Origin of the sequence: Niveispirillum sp. BGYR6 (genome assembly GCF_027568365.1) — a bacterium.
In the GTDB taxonomy this organism is placed as follows: domain Bacteria; phylum Pseudomonadota; class Alphaproteobacteria; order Azospirillales; family Azospirillaceae; genus Niveispirillum.
This window is the reverse complement of the sequence record NZ_JANLNL010000002.1, coordinates 326,783-342,092: the sequence shown is the minus strand read 5'-3', so window position 1 is coordinate 342,092 and position 15,310 is coordinate 326,783. Positions and strand designations below refer to the sequence as shown.

Annotated in this window: 17 protein-coding genes; 11 read left to right on the top strand and 6 right to left on the bottom strand. The window is 65.2% G+C overall.

The window, feature by feature from the left end; all coding sequences use genetic code 11:
• Window positions 1–151: 151 nt before the first annotated feature.
• Window positions 152–1,147: an NAD(P)H-quinone oxidoreductase gene (locus PCJ49_RS05475; protein ID WP_269910500.1), complete on the bottom strand. Its 996-nt coding sequence runs from the start codon at window positions 1,145–1,147 to the stop codon at window positions 152–154.
• A 107-nt stretch (window positions 1,148–1,254) separates the two neighbouring features.
• Here PCJ49_RS05475 and PCJ49_RS05470 point away from each other — a divergent pair, with 107 nt between their 5' ends.
• The gene (locus PCJ49_RS05470) at window positions 1,255–1,443 is read left to right on the top strand and encodes a DUF1192 domain-containing protein (protein WP_269910074.1); all 189 of its coding nucleotides are present in this window, start codon (window positions 1,255–1,257) and stop codon (window positions 1,441–1,443) included.
• Window positions 1,444–1,524: 81 nt separating this feature from the next.
• Here PCJ49_RS05470 and PCJ49_RS05465 read toward each other — a convergent pair whose 3' ends face one another.
• The 3 genes from PCJ49_RS05465 to PCJ49_RS05455 all read right to left on the bottom strand — a co-directional run bounded on the left by PCJ49_RS05465 (window position 1,525) and on the right by PCJ49_RS05455 (window position 3,794).
• Window positions 1,525–1,743, bottom strand: a complete 219-nt coding sequence (locus PCJ49_RS05465) for a ribbon-helix-helix domain-containing protein (protein WP_269910073.1) — start codon at window positions 1,741–1,743, stop codon at window positions 1,525–1,527.
• Window positions 1,744–1,767: 24 nt separating this feature from the next.
• Window positions 1,768–2,892: a cell division protein ZapE gene (gene zapE / locus PCJ49_RS05460; RefSeq protein WP_269910072.1), complete on the bottom strand. Its 1,125-nt coding sequence runs from the start codon at window positions 2,890–2,892 to the stop codon at window positions 1,768–1,770.
• 125 nt (window positions 2,893–3,017) lie between these two features.
• Window positions 3,018–3,794, bottom strand: a complete 777-nt coding sequence (locus tag PCJ49_RS05455; protein WP_269910071.1) for a transporter substrate-binding domain-containing protein — start codon at window positions 3,792–3,794, stop codon at window positions 3,018–3,020.
• A gap of 183 nt (window positions 3,795–3,977) precedes the next feature.
• Between PCJ49_RS05455 and PCJ49_RS05450 the strand changes: the two genes are divergently transcribed.
• From PCJ49_RS05450 to PCJ49_RS05425, 6 genes are all read left to right on the top strand, one after another.
• Window positions 3,978–5,216 carry a DUF2336 domain-containing protein gene (locus PCJ49_RS05450; RefSeq protein WP_269910070.1) on the top strand — a complete coding sequence of 413 codons (1,239 nt, stop codon included), beginning with the start codon at window positions 3,978–3,980 and terminating at the stop codon, window positions 5,214–5,216.
• 49 nt (window positions 5,217–5,265) lie between these two features.
• Window positions 5,266–6,303 (top strand): ligase-associated DNA damage response exonuclease, encoded by a 1,038-nt coding sequence (locus PCJ49_RS05445; protein WP_269910069.1) that lies wholly within the window; start codon window positions 5,266–5,268, stop codon window positions 6,301–6,303.
• 3 nt (window positions 6,304–6,306) lie between these two features.
• A complete protein-coding gene (locus PCJ49_RS05440) occupies window positions 6,307–7,929 on the top strand; it encodes a cisplatin damage response ATP-dependent DNA ligase (protein WP_269910068.1) in 1,623 nt (540 codons plus the stop codon).
• Window positions 7,930–8,163: 234 nt separating this feature from the next.
• On the top strand, window positions 8,164–8,505 hold the full coding sequence (locus PCJ49_RS05435) for a hypothetical protein (protein ID WP_269910067.1): 342 nt from the start codon (window positions 8,164–8,166) through the stop codon (window positions 8,503–8,505).
• Entirely contained in the window at window positions 8,492–8,785 is a 294-nt protein-coding gene (locus PCJ49_RS05430) for a hypothetical protein (RefSeq protein WP_269910066.1), read from the top strand. Before PCJ49_RS05435 ends, PCJ49_RS05430 begins: the two co-directional genes overlap by 14 nt.
• Before the next feature lie 341 nt (window positions 8,786–9,126).
• Window positions 9,127–9,843, top strand: coding sequence for a TorF family putative porin (locus PCJ49_RS05425; RefSeq protein ID WP_269910065.1), 717 nt, complete (start codon window positions 9,127–9,129; stop codon window positions 9,841–9,843).
• 34 nt (window positions 9,844–9,877) lie between these two features.
• Here PCJ49_RS05425 and PCJ49_RS05420 read toward each other — a convergent pair whose 3' ends face one another.
• Together PCJ49_RS05420 and PCJ49_RS05415 are read right to left on the bottom strand one after the other, a co-directional pair.
• Window positions 9,878–11,851 (bottom strand): cache domain-containing protein, encoded by a 1,974-nt coding sequence (locus PCJ49_RS05420; RefSeq protein ID WP_269910064.1) that lies wholly within the window; start codon window positions 11,849–11,851, stop codon window positions 9,878–9,880.
• A 139-nt stretch (window positions 11,852–11,990) separates the two neighbouring features.
• Window positions 11,991–12,308, bottom strand: coding sequence for a PepSY domain-containing protein (locus PCJ49_RS05415; protein WP_269910063.1), 318 nt, complete (start codon window positions 12,306–12,308; stop codon window positions 11,991–11,993).
• A 121-nt stretch (window positions 12,309–12,429) separates the two neighbouring features.
• On the opposite strand from PCJ49_RS05415, the gene PCJ49_RS05410 reads away from it, so the two are divergent.
• The 4 genes from PCJ49_RS05410 to PCJ49_RS05395 are packed head-to-tail and all read left to right on the top strand — an operon-like array spanning window position 12,430 to window position 15,302.
• Window positions 12,430–12,789: a PepSY domain-containing protein gene (locus PCJ49_RS05410; RefSeq protein WP_269910062.1), complete on the top strand. Its 360-nt coding sequence runs from the start codon at window positions 12,430–12,432 to the stop codon at window positions 12,787–12,789.
• Window positions 12,789–13,448, top strand: a complete 660-nt coding sequence (locus PCJ49_RS05405; protein ID WP_269910061.1) for a response regulator transcription factor — start codon at window positions 12,789–12,791, stop codon at window positions 13,446–13,448. Before PCJ49_RS05410 ends, PCJ49_RS05405 begins: the two co-directional genes overlap by 1 nt.
• Window positions 13,448–14,806 carry a sensor histidine kinase gene (locus PCJ49_RS05400; protein WP_269910060.1) on the top strand — a complete coding sequence of 453 codons (1,359 nt, stop codon included), beginning with the start codon at window positions 13,448–13,450 and terminating at the stop codon, window positions 14,804–14,806. Before PCJ49_RS05405 ends, PCJ49_RS05400 begins: the two co-directional genes overlap by 1 nt.
• Before the next feature lie 13 nt (window positions 14,807–14,819).
• Window positions 14,820–15,302 (top strand): OsmC family protein, encoded by a 483-nt coding sequence (locus tag PCJ49_RS05395; RefSeq protein ID WP_269910059.1) that lies wholly within the window; start codon window positions 14,820–14,822, stop codon window positions 15,300–15,302.
• Window positions 15,303–15,310: the final 8 nt, after the last annotated feature.

The window sequence follows — 15,310 nt, the reverse complement described above, 5'->3', positions numbered from 1 at the left end:
TGCCCCGGCACTCTTAAAAACCTGCGCAAACGCAAAAGCCGCCCGTCGTGCGCGGGAGGGGCCCCGCGCAGCCAACCGGACGGACAAGACAGCGTGCAAATCACCTATAGCGTCACGCCGCCCGACAAGCCACGGGATTTTTAGCCCCCGGTCAGGGGATCAGCACTATTTTCCCGATATGGCTGGATGCTTCCATCAGCCGATGGGCACTGGCGGCCTGTTCCAGCGGGAAGCGGGCATGGATGACCGGGCGCACCCGGCCCGCCGCTACCAGCGGCCAGACATGGCGCTGCACCGCCGCCGCCAGGGCGGCTTTCTGCGCCACCGGCCGGGCACGCAGGGTGGAGCCAGTCAGGGTCAGCCGCTTCAGCATCACCGGGGCCAGATTGATTTCCGCCTTCGGCCCGCGCAGAAAGGCGATGGTGACATGGCGGCCATCCGGCGCCAGGCATTCGATATTGCGGGGCAGGTAATCACCACCCACCATATCCAGCACCACATCCACGCCGCGCTTGCCCGTCAGCTCCTTGATGACGGCGACGAAATCCTCCCCCCGGTAATCGATGCCGCGATCAGCACCCAGGGTTTCGCAGGCCCGCGCCTTCTCCGGACCGCCGGCGGTGGCATAGACGGTACTGCCCAGCGCCTTGGCCAGCTGGATGGCGATGCTGCCGATGCCGGATGTACCGCCATGCACCAGCAAGCTTTCACCCGGCTGCAGCCCGCCCCGCTCAAACACGTTCGACCAGACGGTGAAAATGGTTTCCGGCAGGGCGGCGGCCTCCTCCAGGTTCAACCCATCGGGGATGGGCAGGCATTGCACAGCGGGGGCGGTGGCATAGTCGGCATAGCCACCGCCGGCCAGCAGGGCGCAAACCTTGTCGCCGACCTGCCAGTTCTCCACCCCTTCACCCAGGGCGGCGATGGTGCCGGCCACTTCCAAGCCTGGAATATCGCTGGCACCGGGCGGGGGCGGATAATGGCCCTGGCGCTGGATCACATCCGGCCGGTTCACCCCCGCCGCCTGGACATGGATCAGCACCTCCCCCGCCGCCGGGGTCGGCACCGGGCGTTGGGCGATGACCAGCACCTCGGGGCCGCCGGGCTGCTGGATTTCCACCACGCGCATGGTCTGGGCTGTCGGCATCATCTCTCTCCTACCGGGCGGTTGCGCTGTTGCTGTGGCATAGCGCAGAATAAGCACGCGTGCTGTGCGTCATGTCGCAGCAAACGGGCAGGGAAGGGGAAAGGGCCATGGGTTTTGATCTGGATGAGCTGTTGCCCACGAAAATCCCGAAAAAGCCGGTGGATTTGAACGGCCTGTCGATCAGCGACCTGCAGGATTACATCCTAGCGCTGGAGTCGGAAATCACCCGCGCCCGCGACATGATCCAGAGTAAACAGGCCTCTGTCGCCGCCGCCCAGGCGTTTTTCAAGAAATAGAGCGGATCGCGGAAAAGCGGAATCGCTTTGGAGCGTGAATCCGCTCGCTGAGCAAGTGTCTGGTGTCGTGCGCGTTTCCGGTTAAACGCGCGCGACACCAGACGGGCGTCGACAGGCTTCCAGCACATAGACGCGGATGGCGCTGGACAGGTTGCCGGTGCGCGATGCGTCAATGCGCTCCACCAGCGCATTGACGGCGATGTTCTCCGCCGCTGCCAGTTCCTTCAGCACATCCCAGAAGGGTTCTTCCAGCGTCACGCTGGTGGGGTGGCCGGCGATCATCAGGGAACGTTTTTTCACCTCGGTCACTGCCGCCCCCTGGTGTCAGGTCAAATGCGTGCGTTCCAGATAATCCCGCGCCTGCATTTCCATCATGCGGCTGACGGTGCGCTGGAATTCGAACGCATGGGTGCCCTCGGCATAGATGCGTTCCGGCGCCACCTCGGCGGCGATGACGGCATTCACCTTATGCTCATACAGCGCATCGATCAGGGTCATGAAGCGCTTGGCTTCATTGCGCTGCGCGTCTGACAGCTTGGGCACATAATCGATCAGCACCGTATGGAAATGTGTGGCGATGGCCAGATAATCGCCCGCCCCCAGCGGCTTGGCGCAGAGATCATCAAAGCTGAACCAGGCCACCCCGCGCGCCGCGCGCGGCACCGCCACCTTGCGGCCCTGCACCGTCAGTTCCACCGGTTCCGGGGCCTGCCCGTCGGTCAGATCATCGAAGGTGCGCTGCATGGCGGCACTGGTGGCGGGGCCCAGCGGGTAATGATAGACCTTGGCCCCCATCAGCCGGGCCAGCCGGTAATCCCGCTCCGACGCCAGATGCAGCACATCCAGCTTTTCCTTCAACAGGGCGATGAAGGGCAGGAAAAGCGAACGGTTCAGTCCGTCCTTGTACAGATCATCGGGGGCCCAGTTGCTGGTGGCCACCATCACGATGCCATGATCGAACAGGGCGGTGAACAGCCGGCCCAGGATCATGGCATTGGTCACGTCGGTGACGTGGAATTCATCAAAGCAGAGCAGCCAGCCCTTGGCGGCGATCTGTTTGGACAGTTCCACCACCTCATCCCCACCCTTGCGGGCCACAGAGCCTTCCCGGCGAATGGCGTGCAGCCGTTCATGCACTTCCAGCATGAAGGCATGGAAATGCACCCGCACCTTCTGTTCCACCGGCACGGTTTCATAGAACAAATCCATCAGCATGGATTTGCCGCGCCCGACATCGCCATAGATGAACAGGCCCTGGGGTGCGGGATCGGGCCGGCGGGTCAGGCCGAACCGGGCGCGCCAGCCGGTCTGGCCGCTGGCGGGCCGGTAATCCTTCAGCGCGTGCCACAGGCTTTGCAGCTTCTCCGCCGCCAGTTCCTGGGCGGGATCGGCCTTCAGGGTGCCGGTGCCCCGGCGGGCGCGGTAGACGGAAAGGGGGCCTTCGGTCATCGGCTTCTGCTGCTCTGCGGCGTAACGGGCTGGCGATACCTAACGGGTCGCCCCCCTTGCCCGCAAGCCCCCTGGGCCTGGACCCTGCCTTGCCCCGGCGGGGGAGGCAGGGTCTCCGGCGGGCGTCAGGGCTGGGGGGCGGCCGCCATCAGCGGGGCCCAGTCGCCCAGCCCGTACCGGGCCAGCAGTTTGCTCAAGGCGCCGCTGCGGCGCAGGCTGCGCACCCCCTCGTCCAGCTTGCGCGCCTGTTCCGTTGCCGCCGGGTTGCCAGGGGCAAAGGCGATATAGAGCGGGGTGGCATGGTCGATCGGCTGGATTTCCACCAGACCATCCATGCCCTGGGCAGCCAGGGAATATTCGGCCACATTCATGTCTTCAATCACCGCATCCACGCGCTTGGCCAGCAGCTTGCGCAGATTCTGCACCGTCACATCATCGCCGGAGAGCAGCTCCACCTTGTCGCGGTTGGCGGCGATATAGGCATCCACCTCCTCGCCATAGGAGTAATCCTGCACGGCGGCCAGCTTCAGGGCGGTCAGGCTTTCCTGTCCCTGGTAGCGGAAATTGCTGCCACGCCGGGTGATGATGACATTGACCGACATGCCCATCGGTTCTTTGCCGAAAATGAAGCCCTTGGCTTCCTCTTCGCTGGCACCGGCCACCGCTTCCAACTGGCCTTCGCGGGCGGCTTCCACCGCCCGGCTCCACGGCATCAACTGGTAATCCAGCTTCTCCTTGCCGAAGACCGTCTGGGCGATTTCCACCATATAGCCCGGCTTCTCATTTCCCGGTGTGCAATTATAGGGGCACCAGTTATCGGCACGCAGGCGAATAGTGCTATCGGCCGCAGCCGGTACTGTGCCGGCTGCGATCATGACCAAGCCGATCAGAAGGTTTTTCATGGTTTGCCCCCCAGCCAATTCCACCATTGATCGTGCCAGGATTTTATTTCGATTTTGCGGCTGGTTTTGCGACAAGCCCGTGTGATGCCGGCCCGTTATTCCGATTGCAACTTGGTTCCGGCTGGGTAATCGTGGCTTCATGGTCCCGCCCCTCAGGCATTTCTTCCACCACTCCCACATCATATGACCGACAAACCGGACAGGCCCGCCCGCCCCGGCGCCATGGTGGCTTATGAGGAGGCCAAGCGGCTGGCCATCAGCCCCGATCCGCAGGTGCGCGCCGATCTGGCGGCGCGGCCCGATCTGGCGCCGGAACTGCTGTTCTATATGGCGGATGATGACGACCCGGCGGTGCGCCGGGCCGTGGCTATGCATGAATCCACGCCGCTGCACGTGGCCCCCCGGCTGGCGCGTGACCGGGATGTGGATGTGCGCGTCATGCTGGCCCGCCGGCTGGCCCGCGCCCTGCCACACCTGTCGGCGGCGGAAAGTGCGGCCCTGCGCGATGTTGCCCTGCACGCGCTGACCATGCTGGCGGCCGATCAGGTGGTGCGGGTGCGCGCCGCCGTGGCCGGTGCCCTGCGCGATGTCGCCGTCGCCCCGCCGGCCCTGATCGCTACCCTGGCGCGCGATGTGGCGCGGGAGGTGGCGGAACCCATCCTGCGATCCTGCATCAACCTGCCGGATCAGGAACTGATCGCCATTGTTGCCGCCCAGCCGATCCCCTGGGTGCTGGAGGCGATTGCCCGGCGTGAGAAACTGTCCCCCCCGGTGGCCGATGCGGTGGCGGCCCAGGGCGACCGGGTGGCCACGGCCACGCTGCTGGCCAATCCGGGGGCCAGCCTGTCGGACCAGGGGATGGATGGGCTGGTGGAAGGCCGGCTGGCAGTAACCCAGAATCCGGCCACCATCGTAAAGCCGCTGCTGCCGCCCGGCCTGCTGGGCCGGCTTTCCCGCATCATTGATGACAGCGTGCGCGGCGAACTGGTGGTGCATGGTTTTGACCAGGAGGACCGACAGGAAATCGTCGCCGTCACTCAGCGCCGGCTGGAATGGGCGCGCGATTATGTGAAACGGGAACCGGCCGAGGCCAAGGCCCTGCGCCTGAAGGCGGAAGGCCGTTTGTCGGAAGAGGTGGTGTGGGATGCGCTGTCCTGGGGCGACAAGGGTTTCGTGCGCGCCGCCCTGGCGCTGCGGGCCGATCTGCCGCCCGATCTGGTGCAGCGGATCATCGATACGCAAAGCGCGCGCGCCATCACGGCGCTGGCCTGGCGGGCCGGGCTTTCCATGCGCTGTGCCCGCCTGCTGCAACTGAAATCCGGCCTGCCGCCCACCAAATTGTTGAACGCCCGCAACGGGGTAGATTACCCGATGACAGAGGAACAGCTGCGCTGGCAACTGGGCCTGTTCGGGGTGGAGTAGGGGCGGCACCACCTCTGTTCCCATTCATGATCCGGCCTATATCAAAGACATGCTGATACAAACTGCCCCGCCACCGCCCGACAGCTGGGTGCGTCCCTGCCCGCCGGAACAGGGCGGGGGCCTGTGGGTGGAGCCGGGCGGGTTCCATGTTGATCCCATCCGTGCCGTCAACCGCGCTGTCATCACCCATGGCCATTCCGACCATGCACGGCCCGGCCATGCCCATGTGCTGGCGACCCTGCCGACGTTGGATATCATGCGGGCAAGGTTGGGGGCGGGGGCGGGCGGTAGCCTGCAAGCGCTTGCCTATCACCAGCCGTTGCGCATCCATGATGTCACCGTCACCCTGGTGCCGGCGGGCCATGTGCTGGGCAGTGCCCAGGTGCTGCTGGAATATCAGGGTAGCCGGGTGGTGGTCTCCGGTGACTATAAGCGTCGGCATGATCCCACCTGTGCCCCGTTTGAACCGGTGGCTTGTGATGCCTTCATCACGGAGGCCACCTTCGGCCTGCCGGTCTTCCGCCACCCGCCGGCAGCGGCGGAGATTGCCCGGCTGCTCCATGCCGGGCAGGTGTTCCCCGAACGCTCGCTGGTGGTGGGTTGCTACGCGCTGGGCAAGTGTCAGCGGCTGATCGCCCATCTGCGGGAGGCGGGCTATGACAAGCCAATCTATCTCCATGGTGCCCATCTGCCGCTTTGTGAGCTGTATCAGCGCCATGGCGTCGGTCTGGGCGATCTGCGCCCGGCCACGGCGACGGGGAAGGAGGAGATGCGGGGCGCCATCGTGCTGGCCCCGCCATCGGCCCTGATGGATAAATGGGCCCGCCGTCTGCCGGACCCGTTGATTGCTTATGCATCGGGCTGGATGCGGGTCCGCGCACGGGCCCGCCAACATGGGGTGGAAATGCCGCTGGTCATCTCCGACCATGCCGATTGGGATGAGCTGTGCCAGACCCTGCAGGATGTGGCCGCCCCAGAGGTTTGGGTGACCCATGGCGCGGAGGAGGCGCTGGTGCATTGGGCCAATCTGAACGGTTTCAATGCCCGCCCCCTGCATCTGGTCGGTTTCGGCGATGAGGAGACGTGAACCATGGAACGGTTCGCTGCCCTGATCGATGCCTTGGCCTATCAGCCGTCCCGCAATGGCAAGCTGCGGCTGCTGGTGGATTATTTTGCCCAGACGCCGGACCCGGACCGCGGATATGGCTTGGCGGCGCTGACCGGCGGCCTGTCCTTTGCTGCCGCCAAGCCGGCCCTGGTGCGCGAACTGGTGGCAGCGCGGACCGATGCCACCCTGTTCGCACTCTCCTATGATTTTGTTGGCGATCTGGCCGAAACCGTGGCCCTGATCTGGCCGCAGCGGCCCGGCAGTAACCAGCCTTCACCGGCCCTGTCGGAGATTGTCGCGGCCCTGGCCGGGGCCAAGCGGGCGGCGGTGCCGGGCCTGATCGAAGGTTGGCTGGATGGGCTGGACGCCACCGGGCGCTGGGCGCTGCTGAAACTGATCACCGGCGGGATGCGCATTGGCGTGTCGGCCCGGCTGGCCAAGACGGCCCTGGCCGATTACGGCACGGCGCGCGGCGTGGCCGTGGATGTGGATACGATTGAGGAAATCTGGCACGGGCTGACCCCGCCCTATCAGCCGCTGTTCGCCTGGCTGTCGGGCAGCGGCCCCAGGCCGGATGTGGCCGGCACCGGCGGTTTTCGCCCGATGATGCTGTCCCATCCGCTGGAGGAGGGGGATTTGGACGGCCTGTCCGCCACGGACTTCCGCGCTGAATGGAAATGGGATGGCATCCGCGTGCAGCTGGTGGCGCGCGGCCAGCCGGGCGACGCGCGGATTTACAGCCGCACCGGCGACCAGATCGCCGCCGCCTTCCCCGATGTGGCGGCGCAGATGGGCTTTACCGCCGTGCTGGATGGGGAATTGCTGGTGGCCCGCGATGGCCGCATCGCCCCGTTCAACGATTTGCAGCAACGCCTGAACCGCAAGCAGGTGACGGCGAAGCTGCTGAAGGACTATCCGGCCTGGGTGCGGCTTTACGATATCCTGTTCGACGGCGATGAAGACCTGCGCGGCCTTCCCTTCGATGAACGCCGCGCCCGACTGGAAGGCTGGTTCGCACGCAGCAACCCCACCGGCATGGACCTGTCCCCCCTGCTGAATTTCAGCAGTTGGGAAGAACTGGCGGCCCTGCGCCTGAATGCCCGCGACAGCGCGGTGGAAGATGGTGCCATCGAAGGGGTGATGCTGAAACGGCGCGACAGCACCTATGTCGCCGGTCGCCCCAAAGGCCCCTGGTTCAAATGGAAGCGCGGGCCGCTGGTGGCCGACTGCGTGCTGATGTATGCCCAGCGCGGCCACGGCAAACGCTCCAGTTTCTACAGCGATTACACGTTTGGTGCCTGGCGGGGAGAGCCGGGGGCAGGGGGCGAGCTGGTGCCGGTCGGCAAAGCCTATTTCGGCTTCACGGATGAGGAATTGGCCCAGATCGACCGCTGGGTGCGCAACCATACCCGCAACCGCTTCGGCCCGGTGCGGGAGGTGTCGCCGGGGCTGGTGTTCGAGGTGGCGTTTGACAGCGTTCACCCCTCCGCCCGGCACAAAAGTGGCATCGCCATGCGCTTTCCCCGTATCAGCCGCATCCGCTGGGACAAACCGGCGGCAGAGGCAGATCGGCTGGAGACATTGGAGCGGATGGTGGTATCATAGCCGGGCGGCAGAAACCGGGGGTGCCCATGTTAGGTTGGTCGGGAAAGGTGGTCCGTGCCGGGCTTTCCGGGCTGGCAACCTGTATGGGGGGCCTTCTTGTCATCTCGCTCTGGCTGTCTGTCGTGACGTATGAGCAGGAGAGGGTGGAACAAGCCGTGGGCGTGCCGTTCATGTTTGCAGCGTTTGACATAGGGGATACATCCTTGGCTATATATTGTCCGGGAGTTTTCGTCCTTGAAGAAGTCATTCCACCCCGTGCGAAAAAACGCACCCATAAGTCCCGCTAGATATTTTGGGCGGGTAAAGCTGGCTGGTGTCAGGCTTTCCGGGCCAGCCTTTGATGCTTCAGCGGTTCCCATTCTCTTTCTTGGGCTGCCTGCCGTGACCCAGAGACAGGAACTGGTGGAAAGACTTGTGGGATCGCCGATGATGGTCACTGTCATTGAAGATGACGAGCCGCCACCGCCCCGGTACTTTGATAAACAGGGCAATCCAGACCCTTGCCACTATGACTGGAGTGCTCCTAAGGCTGCCTCCATCCCCCGATTAGAAGTTGATACCGATGAAGCCCGCTAAATCCCGCGTCCTGATCTATCCCGCCCAGAAGGTGCAGCCGGCCAGCATGGCACTGGCCATGGCGGAGCTGGAGAAAATCCCCCCGACCTCGGTACGCGGCGGGCGGGGCTGGGTGCGGCTGGCCGGTCTGGTCGGGGTGGTGATCGGGGCACTGATCATCCCCGGCTACATCGTCGCCATCTCGCTGGGCTATCAACCGCTGGAGCCCCTGCAGGGCAAGATCCTGATGATCATGCCCCCGTCCGAAAAGACGACTGCGCCCCAGACCCCGACACCCTGAGGGGTGTCTGGAAGGTTTTTTTATTATCAACGCCTTACTTTATCCTCACCGTCACCCCGGCCTGCGCCGGGGTGACGGTGATACATAAAATCAAATCGTGCATAACATTCCCGACAGACCCCAAGAGAAAATTTGCCCGAACCAGTGAAATAGAGAATTATTCTTAATATCGAACAAGAGTGATGGTATCTTTAATAATAACGTCTCTCAATTTCAGCGCATAAAGAATAAACATTCGCCTCTTCATCAGCGCAATCTACTGCTTTTGCACCTTCATTCAGATGGCTTCCGCCAGACGCCCTTTTTATCCTCAGTGGATCAAAAAAGGCGGTGGTGGTGGGATGATGAAGGTTCGGGGCCGGCTGGCCGGCATCTGCGGATTGGCATTGCTGTCTTCCTGGCCCGCCGCCCAGGCGCAGGACTGGACGGCAGATGCCGCCATCGTTACCGATTATGTTGATCGCGGCCTCAGCAATTCCGGTGGCAAGCCGGCACTGCAACTGGGCTTGGCCCGCGCGCTGGGTGAGGGGTTCACGCTGGGCACCTGGGCTTCCACCATCGGTGAGGGGGAGGGTAACAACTGGTCGGAGGTGGATTTCTACCTGGCTAAGGATTGGCAGATCGCTGATGGCAATCTTGAGCTGGCGGCGACCTGGATCGGCTATCCCGGTGCGCCGTCTGACAGCGATGCCAATCTGTGGGAATTCTCCGCCGTGCTGCACCAGCCTGTGACGGAGCATGGTCAGATCGGCCTGATTGCCATCGCCACGCCGGATAATTCCGGCCATGCCGGGGACGCGCTGTATCTGGCCGTCGAAACCCAGTGGCAGCTGGACGATAATTTCGCCCTGTTCGGCCATGTCGGGCGGCAATGGAACCAGCGCGAAGACCGCGCGGGCCCGGATTATAATGAATGGGCCGTGGGCCTCTCCTACAGCATCAACACGGTGTCGCTGTCGCTCACCTTCTCCGACACGCCGGGTCTGGACCGGGAAGAAGCTCCCGGCCCCTGCGGCAAGCGACTGGTGGCCGGGATCACCTGGCAGCCGGAATGGTGAGGGAAGGCCCGTTCGGGCCTTCCCGCCATCGGTTTTACGCGGCCAGCTCCTGACAGCCATCCACCAGTTGCGGCAGCCGGGCCAGGAAGGCCTTGGCCGTCGCCTCGTCCAGTTCAAAGGCGGCGTGCAAATGGCGGTCGGTGGCCTTCAACCCGTGGAAGGGCAGGCGCAGGCCATCCAGCACCAGAACCCCGCGCGCCGTATTGGCATCCAGACCGGCCAGCGTCACCCCGGCTTCGGAGATATTCTGCACCCGCACCCGCTTCTGCCCGGCCTTGGTTTCGGCTGTGGCGTCGCGGTCCAGCACGAAACGGCGGGCCGGGCGCTTTTCTGCCTCCTCGGCCGACTGGCGAACCACCCGCACCAGGGTGCCGCGCAGCGCCGTCACCGCCTCGGCCAACCCGTGCGAGGCGGTGCGCACCGTGCCGGCAGCATTGTCGGTGGCGGCAGCCTCCTGTGACACCTCGGCAATACGGGAGGATACTTCCCGCGCGGCCTGGGCGGTCTGTTCCACATTGCGGGCGATTTCGGCGGTGGCGGCCGATTGCTGTTCCACGGCAGCGGCGATGCCGGCCGATACCTCGTTCAACTCGCCCACACGGGCGCCGATATCATGCACGGCGGCCAGCGCCCGGTCGCGTACCTGCTGGATGTCACCGATGCGGCGGTTGATATCCTCCGTCGCCCGCGCCGTCTGGCCCGCCAGATTCTTCACTTCACCCGCCACCACGGCGAAACCCTTGCCGGCCTCCCCGGCGCGGGCGGCTTCAATGGTGGCATTCAGGGCCAGCAGGTTGGTCTGGGCGGCGATGTCGGCGATCATCTGCGCCACATCGCCGATCTGCGACACGGCACCGGCCAAGGCGTCGATGGCGGTAACGGCTTCGCTGCCAGCCTGTACGCTGCGGGCAGTGGCGTCGCTGGAATGGGCGACCTGATTGCCGATTTCCTGGATGGAGGCGGTCAGCTGGTTGGTGGCGCTGGCCACCGTCTGGGCGTTGGACAGGGCCTGGGCGGCGGCGGCGGCCACCCCCTCGGCATTGGCGCCGACGCGGCGGGCGGCGGCGGCCATTTGGTCGGCCTCAGCCTCCATCATGTGGGTGCGTTCGGAAACGCGGTCCACGGCACTGCCGGTTTCGCGTTCCACCGTGTCGGCCATGGCGGCCAGGGCTTCGACGCGGCGGCCTTCGGCGGCCTGACGCTCTTCCTCCTGTGCGGCGCGCAGCGCCTCGGTTTCCGCCAACCCGTCGCGGAACACGGCGACGGCGCGGGCCATGGCGCCCACATCATCCAGCCGTTCCGTGCCGTCCACGCTGCGTGACAGGTCACCGGTGCGCATGGCATCCATGGTTTCCCGCAACGAGCGCAGCGGCCGCAGCAGGCGGGCGGTGACGGCATGGCCACCCACGATGATGGCCAGCGCGATCAGCCCGCCACCCAGCACGATCCATTTCAGGGCCCGGTTGAATTCCGCAAACAGGTCGGCCTTGCGCAGGCCGACATAAAGGATGCCGATGGTCTTACCGCTGGCATCCTTCAACGGATCATAGGCGGCGTAATAGCGCTCCCCCAGAATTTCCACTTCACCACGATAGGGCTGGCCTTGGCCCAGCACCGCTTGGTGGGCTTCGTCACTGCTCAGCGTGGTGCCGACGGCCGGCTTGCCATCGGCACCGATGACATTGGTGGCCACCCTTTTATCGCCCTTGAACAGGGTGACGCGACCGCCGGTGACGCTGGCGATGGATTGGATCAGGGGCTGATTGCCTTCCAACGCTGTGTCACCGGCGAACAGCTTGCCATCCTTCAGGCTGGGGGTGCCTTCGGCCTTCACCGCGTTCCAGGCCAGTTGCATGGACTGCTTCTGGGTGGCAAGGACGTTGCGTTCCATAGCGGCGCCCATTTGCTGCACGGCAAAGCCCAGGATCAGGGCACAGAGCAGCAGCAGGCCGAAAGCATTCATGGCGGCCACCTTTGTGGCTACCGGCAGGCGATAGATGCGGTTCACGGGCCAATCCCTCAAAATTCGTCACTTACTGGGGGAAAGTTGGCACCGGAAACGATTTGGCCGCCTTGATTCAAGTCAAGCCCCCATCCCGATGCGGGATGGGGGCAAGCCTGCGCAAATGCGTCTGTTCACCAGGTGGTCAGTCGCGCTCATCTTTCAGGATTTCGCCGCTGCGGGCATCCACCAGCAACTCGCGGCGGGCACCCTGGCTGTCGCGGGCCTTCACCTCGAACAGCTTGTCGCTCTTGCGTTCCACCTCGCGGATTTCGCTGTAACCCTTGGCAGACAGATGATCGATGATCTGCGTCATGCCCATCGGCTGACCCTGCGGGAGGGCGGGTGTCGCGGCCGGGGTGGCGGGGGCGGCGTTCTGGGCCAGGGCGACGCCACCCAGCGGCAGAACCACCAGACTGGTGGCGAGCGTCAGGGCGGCGATCTTCAGGTTCCGGGTCGTCATCTTCGTCTATCCTTGCAATTGGGGTTGATGCGATAAGACGCTTTCTGACGCATCCGCCCTGAACCGATGCTGAATGGTCTGTTCATCGGCCGTTCAGCTTGGCGCCGTCATATTGGTTCACATGCGAAACCTGTTGCTCCCCCTGGCCTTGCTGGCCGTCACCCTTCTGGCCGTACCGCTGGTGCCCATGGCGGCCGGTGATGGCCGGCCCGACCATGACCGCGCCCGCACCGCCTTGCAGCGGGGGGAGGTGCTGCCGCTGCGCGATATCGTGGCGCGGGCGGAGGCGGCCTTTCCCGGCCGCCTGCTGGAAGTGGAGCTGGAGGAAAAGGATGATGCCATCGTCTATGATATTGAATTGCTGTCCCCCGATGGCCGGCTGATCAAACTGCGCTACGATGCGCGTACCGGCGCCCTGCTGAAGGCCAAGGGGGCCGGGCTGACAGAGCCGAAGCACGGGCACGCGGCGGAGAAGGATTGATGCGCCTGCTGGTGGTAGAGGATGACCCGCAACTGCGGGAGCAGTTGCGCGCCGCATTGGAAGCCGCCCCCTATGCCGTTGACACTGCCCCTGATGGGGAGGAAGCGGCCTTTATGGGGGAGACCGAACCCTATGACGCGGTGGTGCTGGATCTGGGCCTGCCCAAGCGCGACGGGCTGTCGGTGCTGCGGGGCTGGCGGGCGGCGGGACGCTCCATGCCCGTGTTGATCCTGACGGCGCGCGGCACCTGGCAGGAAAAGGTGGAGGGCATGGATGCCGGGGCCGATGATTATCTGGCCAAGCCCTTCCGCATGGAGGAACTGCTGGCCCGTGTGCGCGCCCTGATCCGCCGGGCCGGCGGGCAGGCGGCAGCGGAAATCACCTGTGGGCCGGTGGCGCTGGATACCCGCGCCGGCCGGGTGACGGTGGCGGGCCAGCCGGTGACGCTGACAGCGCATGAGTTGCGCGTGCTTTCCTACCTGATGCATCACCAGGGCCGCGTCATCTCCCGCACGGAGCTGACCGAACATGTCTACGCCCAGGATTTTGACCGCGACAGCAACACGATTGAGGTCTTTATCGGCCGGCTGCGGCGCAAGTTGGGGGTGGATGTGATCCATACCGAACGCGGTCTCGGCTATCGGTTGGCAGCGCCCTGATGGGGCGCGTCGGTTCCCTGGGGCGGCGCCTGCTGGCGCTGGCCGTGATCTGGGTGCTGCTGGCGCTGCTGGTGGCGGGTGTCGCCCTGACCGACCTGTTCCGCCGCCATGTGGAGGCGGATTTGACCCGCGCCATGGAACAGCATCTGGACCAGTTGACCGCAGCACTTTCCTTTCAGGGGCAGGGCGAGGGGCGGCAACTGGTGCTGGCCCGGGAACTGAGTGATCCGCGTTTTGAACGGCCGCTTTCGGGCCTTTACTGGCAGGTCTCGGAGGCGGGGGAGGTGCGCTTACGCTCCCGCTCCCTTTGGGATCAGACGCTGCCGGAAGGCGGCGCGGTGCCGGCGGACGGGGCCCTGCATCTGCGCCGCGCCGCTGCGCCGGAGGGGGGCACGGCGTTGATCTGGGAGCGGCGGGTCAGCCTGCCGGATGGTGACCAACCGCTTTATATCGCCGTGGCCGCCAATGCCGCCGCCGTGGAGGCGGCAACGGGCAATTTCGCCCGCGTGCTGGCCCTCTCGCTGGGTGTGCTGGCGCTGGGCCTGCTGGCGGCGGCCCTGGTGCAGGTGCGGCTGGGGCTGGTACCGCTGGACCGGTTGCGCGCAGCCCTGGCCGACCTGCGGGCCGGACGGTCGACGCGGGTAGAGGGGGCCTTCCCGTCCGAGGTGCAGCCGCTGGTCGATGATCTGAACCAGGTGCTGGCCGACAATACCGATATGGTGGAACGCGCCCGCACCCAGGCGGGCAATCTGGCCCATGCCCTGAAAACTCCGCTGGCGGTGATCGCCAACAGCGCCCATGGCATGGCCGATGCCGAGGGCGCCCGGCTGATTGCGGCGGAGACGGAGCGGATGCGCCGCCAGATCGACCATCATCTGTCCCGCGCGCGGGCCGCGGCCATGGCGCGGGGGGCGGGACTGCGCACGGCGGTGGCCCAGGCCCTGGCCGGGCTGGCCCGCACCATCCCGCGCCTGCATCCGGATCGGGATATTGTCCTTGATCTGCAGGTGCCCGATGGGCTGCTGTTCCGGGGGGAGGGGCAGGATTTGCAGGAAATGGCCGGCAATCTGCTGGATAATGCCGCCAAATGGTGTTCAGGCCGAATCCGGCTTTCCGCTGCCCCGGCAGGCCCTGGCCAGCTTTGCATCATCGTGGCCGATGACGGTCCGGGCATTCCGGCCGACAGACGGGCCGCCGTGCTGGCCCGTGGCACCCGCCTGGATGAGGCGGTGCCGGGCAGCGGGCTGGGGCTGGCCATTGTCGATGATCTGGCCCGGCTCTATGGCGGCTCGCTGGAACTGGACGAGGATACGGCATTGGGGGGATTATCGGCCCGCCTGACCTTACCCGGTGCATGAGGAAGCGTGAAAGATGAGCGCCAGCGACAAACAGCACCATTACGCGGTTAACGTCACCTGGACCGGCAATCAGGGGACGGGCACCAGCGCCTATCGTGCCTATTCGCGCGATCATCTGATCAATGCCGGCGACAAGCCCGCCATCGCCGGCTCGTCCGATCCCAGCTTCCGGGGCGATCCGGCGCGCTGGAACCCGGAGGAGCTGCTGCTGGCCTCGCTGTCAGCCTGTCACAAGCTCTGGTATCTGGGGCTTTGTGCCGGGGCTGGAATCGTGGTCACGGATTATCAGGATGCAGCGGAAGGCTGGATGGTGGAACATCCGGGCGGGGAGGGGCAGTTCACCCGTGTGTTGCTGCGCCCCACGGTGACATTGGCAAAAGAAGCCGATGGGGAAAAGGCCCGCGACCTGCACCATACGGCGCATGAGAAATGCTTCATCGCCCGCTCGGTGAATTTCCCGGTGGAGGTGGAGCCGGTTTTCGTCACGGCACCGTGATGCCGGCG

Bases quoted from the DNA above. Each gene is read 5' to 3' on its own strand.
- PCJ49_RS05475 (WP_269910500.1), bottom strand. From the start codon at position 1,147: ATGCCGACAGCCCAGACCATGCGCGTGGTGGAAATCCAGCAGCCCGGC.
- PCJ49_RS05470 (WP_269910074.1), top strand. From the start codon at position 1,255: ATGGGTTTTGATCTGGATGAGCTGTTGCCCACGAAAATCCCGAAAAAG.
- zapE (WP_269910072.1), bottom strand. From the start codon at position 2,892: ATGACCGAAGGCCCCCTTTCCGTCTACCGCGCCCGCCGGGGCACCGGC.
- PCJ49_RS05455 (WP_269910071.1), bottom strand. From the start codon at position 3,794: ATGAAAAACCTTCTGATCGGCTTGGTCATGATCGCAGCCGGCACAGTA.
- PCJ49_RS05450 (WP_269910070.1), top strand. From the start codon at position 3,978: ATGACCGACAAACCGGACAGGCCCGCCCGCCCCGGCGCCATGGTGGCT.
- PCJ49_RS05445 (WP_269910069.1), top strand. From the start codon at position 5,266: ATGCTGATACAAACTGCCCCGCCACCGCCCGACAGCTGGGTGCGTCCC.
- PCJ49_RS05440 (WP_269910068.1), top strand. From the start codon at position 6,307: ATGGAACGGTTCGCTGCCCTGATCGATGCCTTGGCCTATCAGCCGTCC.
- PCJ49_RS05430 (WP_269910066.1), top strand. From the start codon at position 8,492: ATGAAGCCCGCTAAATCCCGCGTCCTGATCTATCCCGCCCAGAAGGTG.
- PCJ49_RS05425 (WP_269910065.1), top strand. From the start codon at position 9,127: ATGATGAAGGTTCGGGGCCGGCTGGCCGGCATCTGCGGATTGGCATTG.
- PCJ49_RS05415 (WP_269910063.1), bottom strand. From the start codon at position 12,308: ATGACGACCCGGAACCTGAAGATCGCCGCCCTGACGCTCGCCACCAGT.
- PCJ49_RS05410 (WP_269910062.1), top strand. From the start codon at position 12,430: ATGCGAAACCTGTTGCTCCCCCTGGCCTTGCTGGCCGTCACCCTTCTG.
- PCJ49_RS05405 (WP_269910061.1), top strand. From the start codon at position 12,789: ATGCGCCTGCTGGTGGTAGAGGATGACCCGCAACTGCGGGAGCAGTTG.
- PCJ49_RS05400 (WP_269910060.1), top strand. From the start codon at position 13,448: ATGGGGCGCGTCGGTTCCCTGGGGCGGCGCCTGCTGGCGCTGGCCGTG.
- PCJ49_RS05395 (WP_269910059.1), top strand. From the start codon at position 14,820: ATGAGCGCCAGCGACAAACAGCACCATTACGCGGTTAACGTCACCTGG.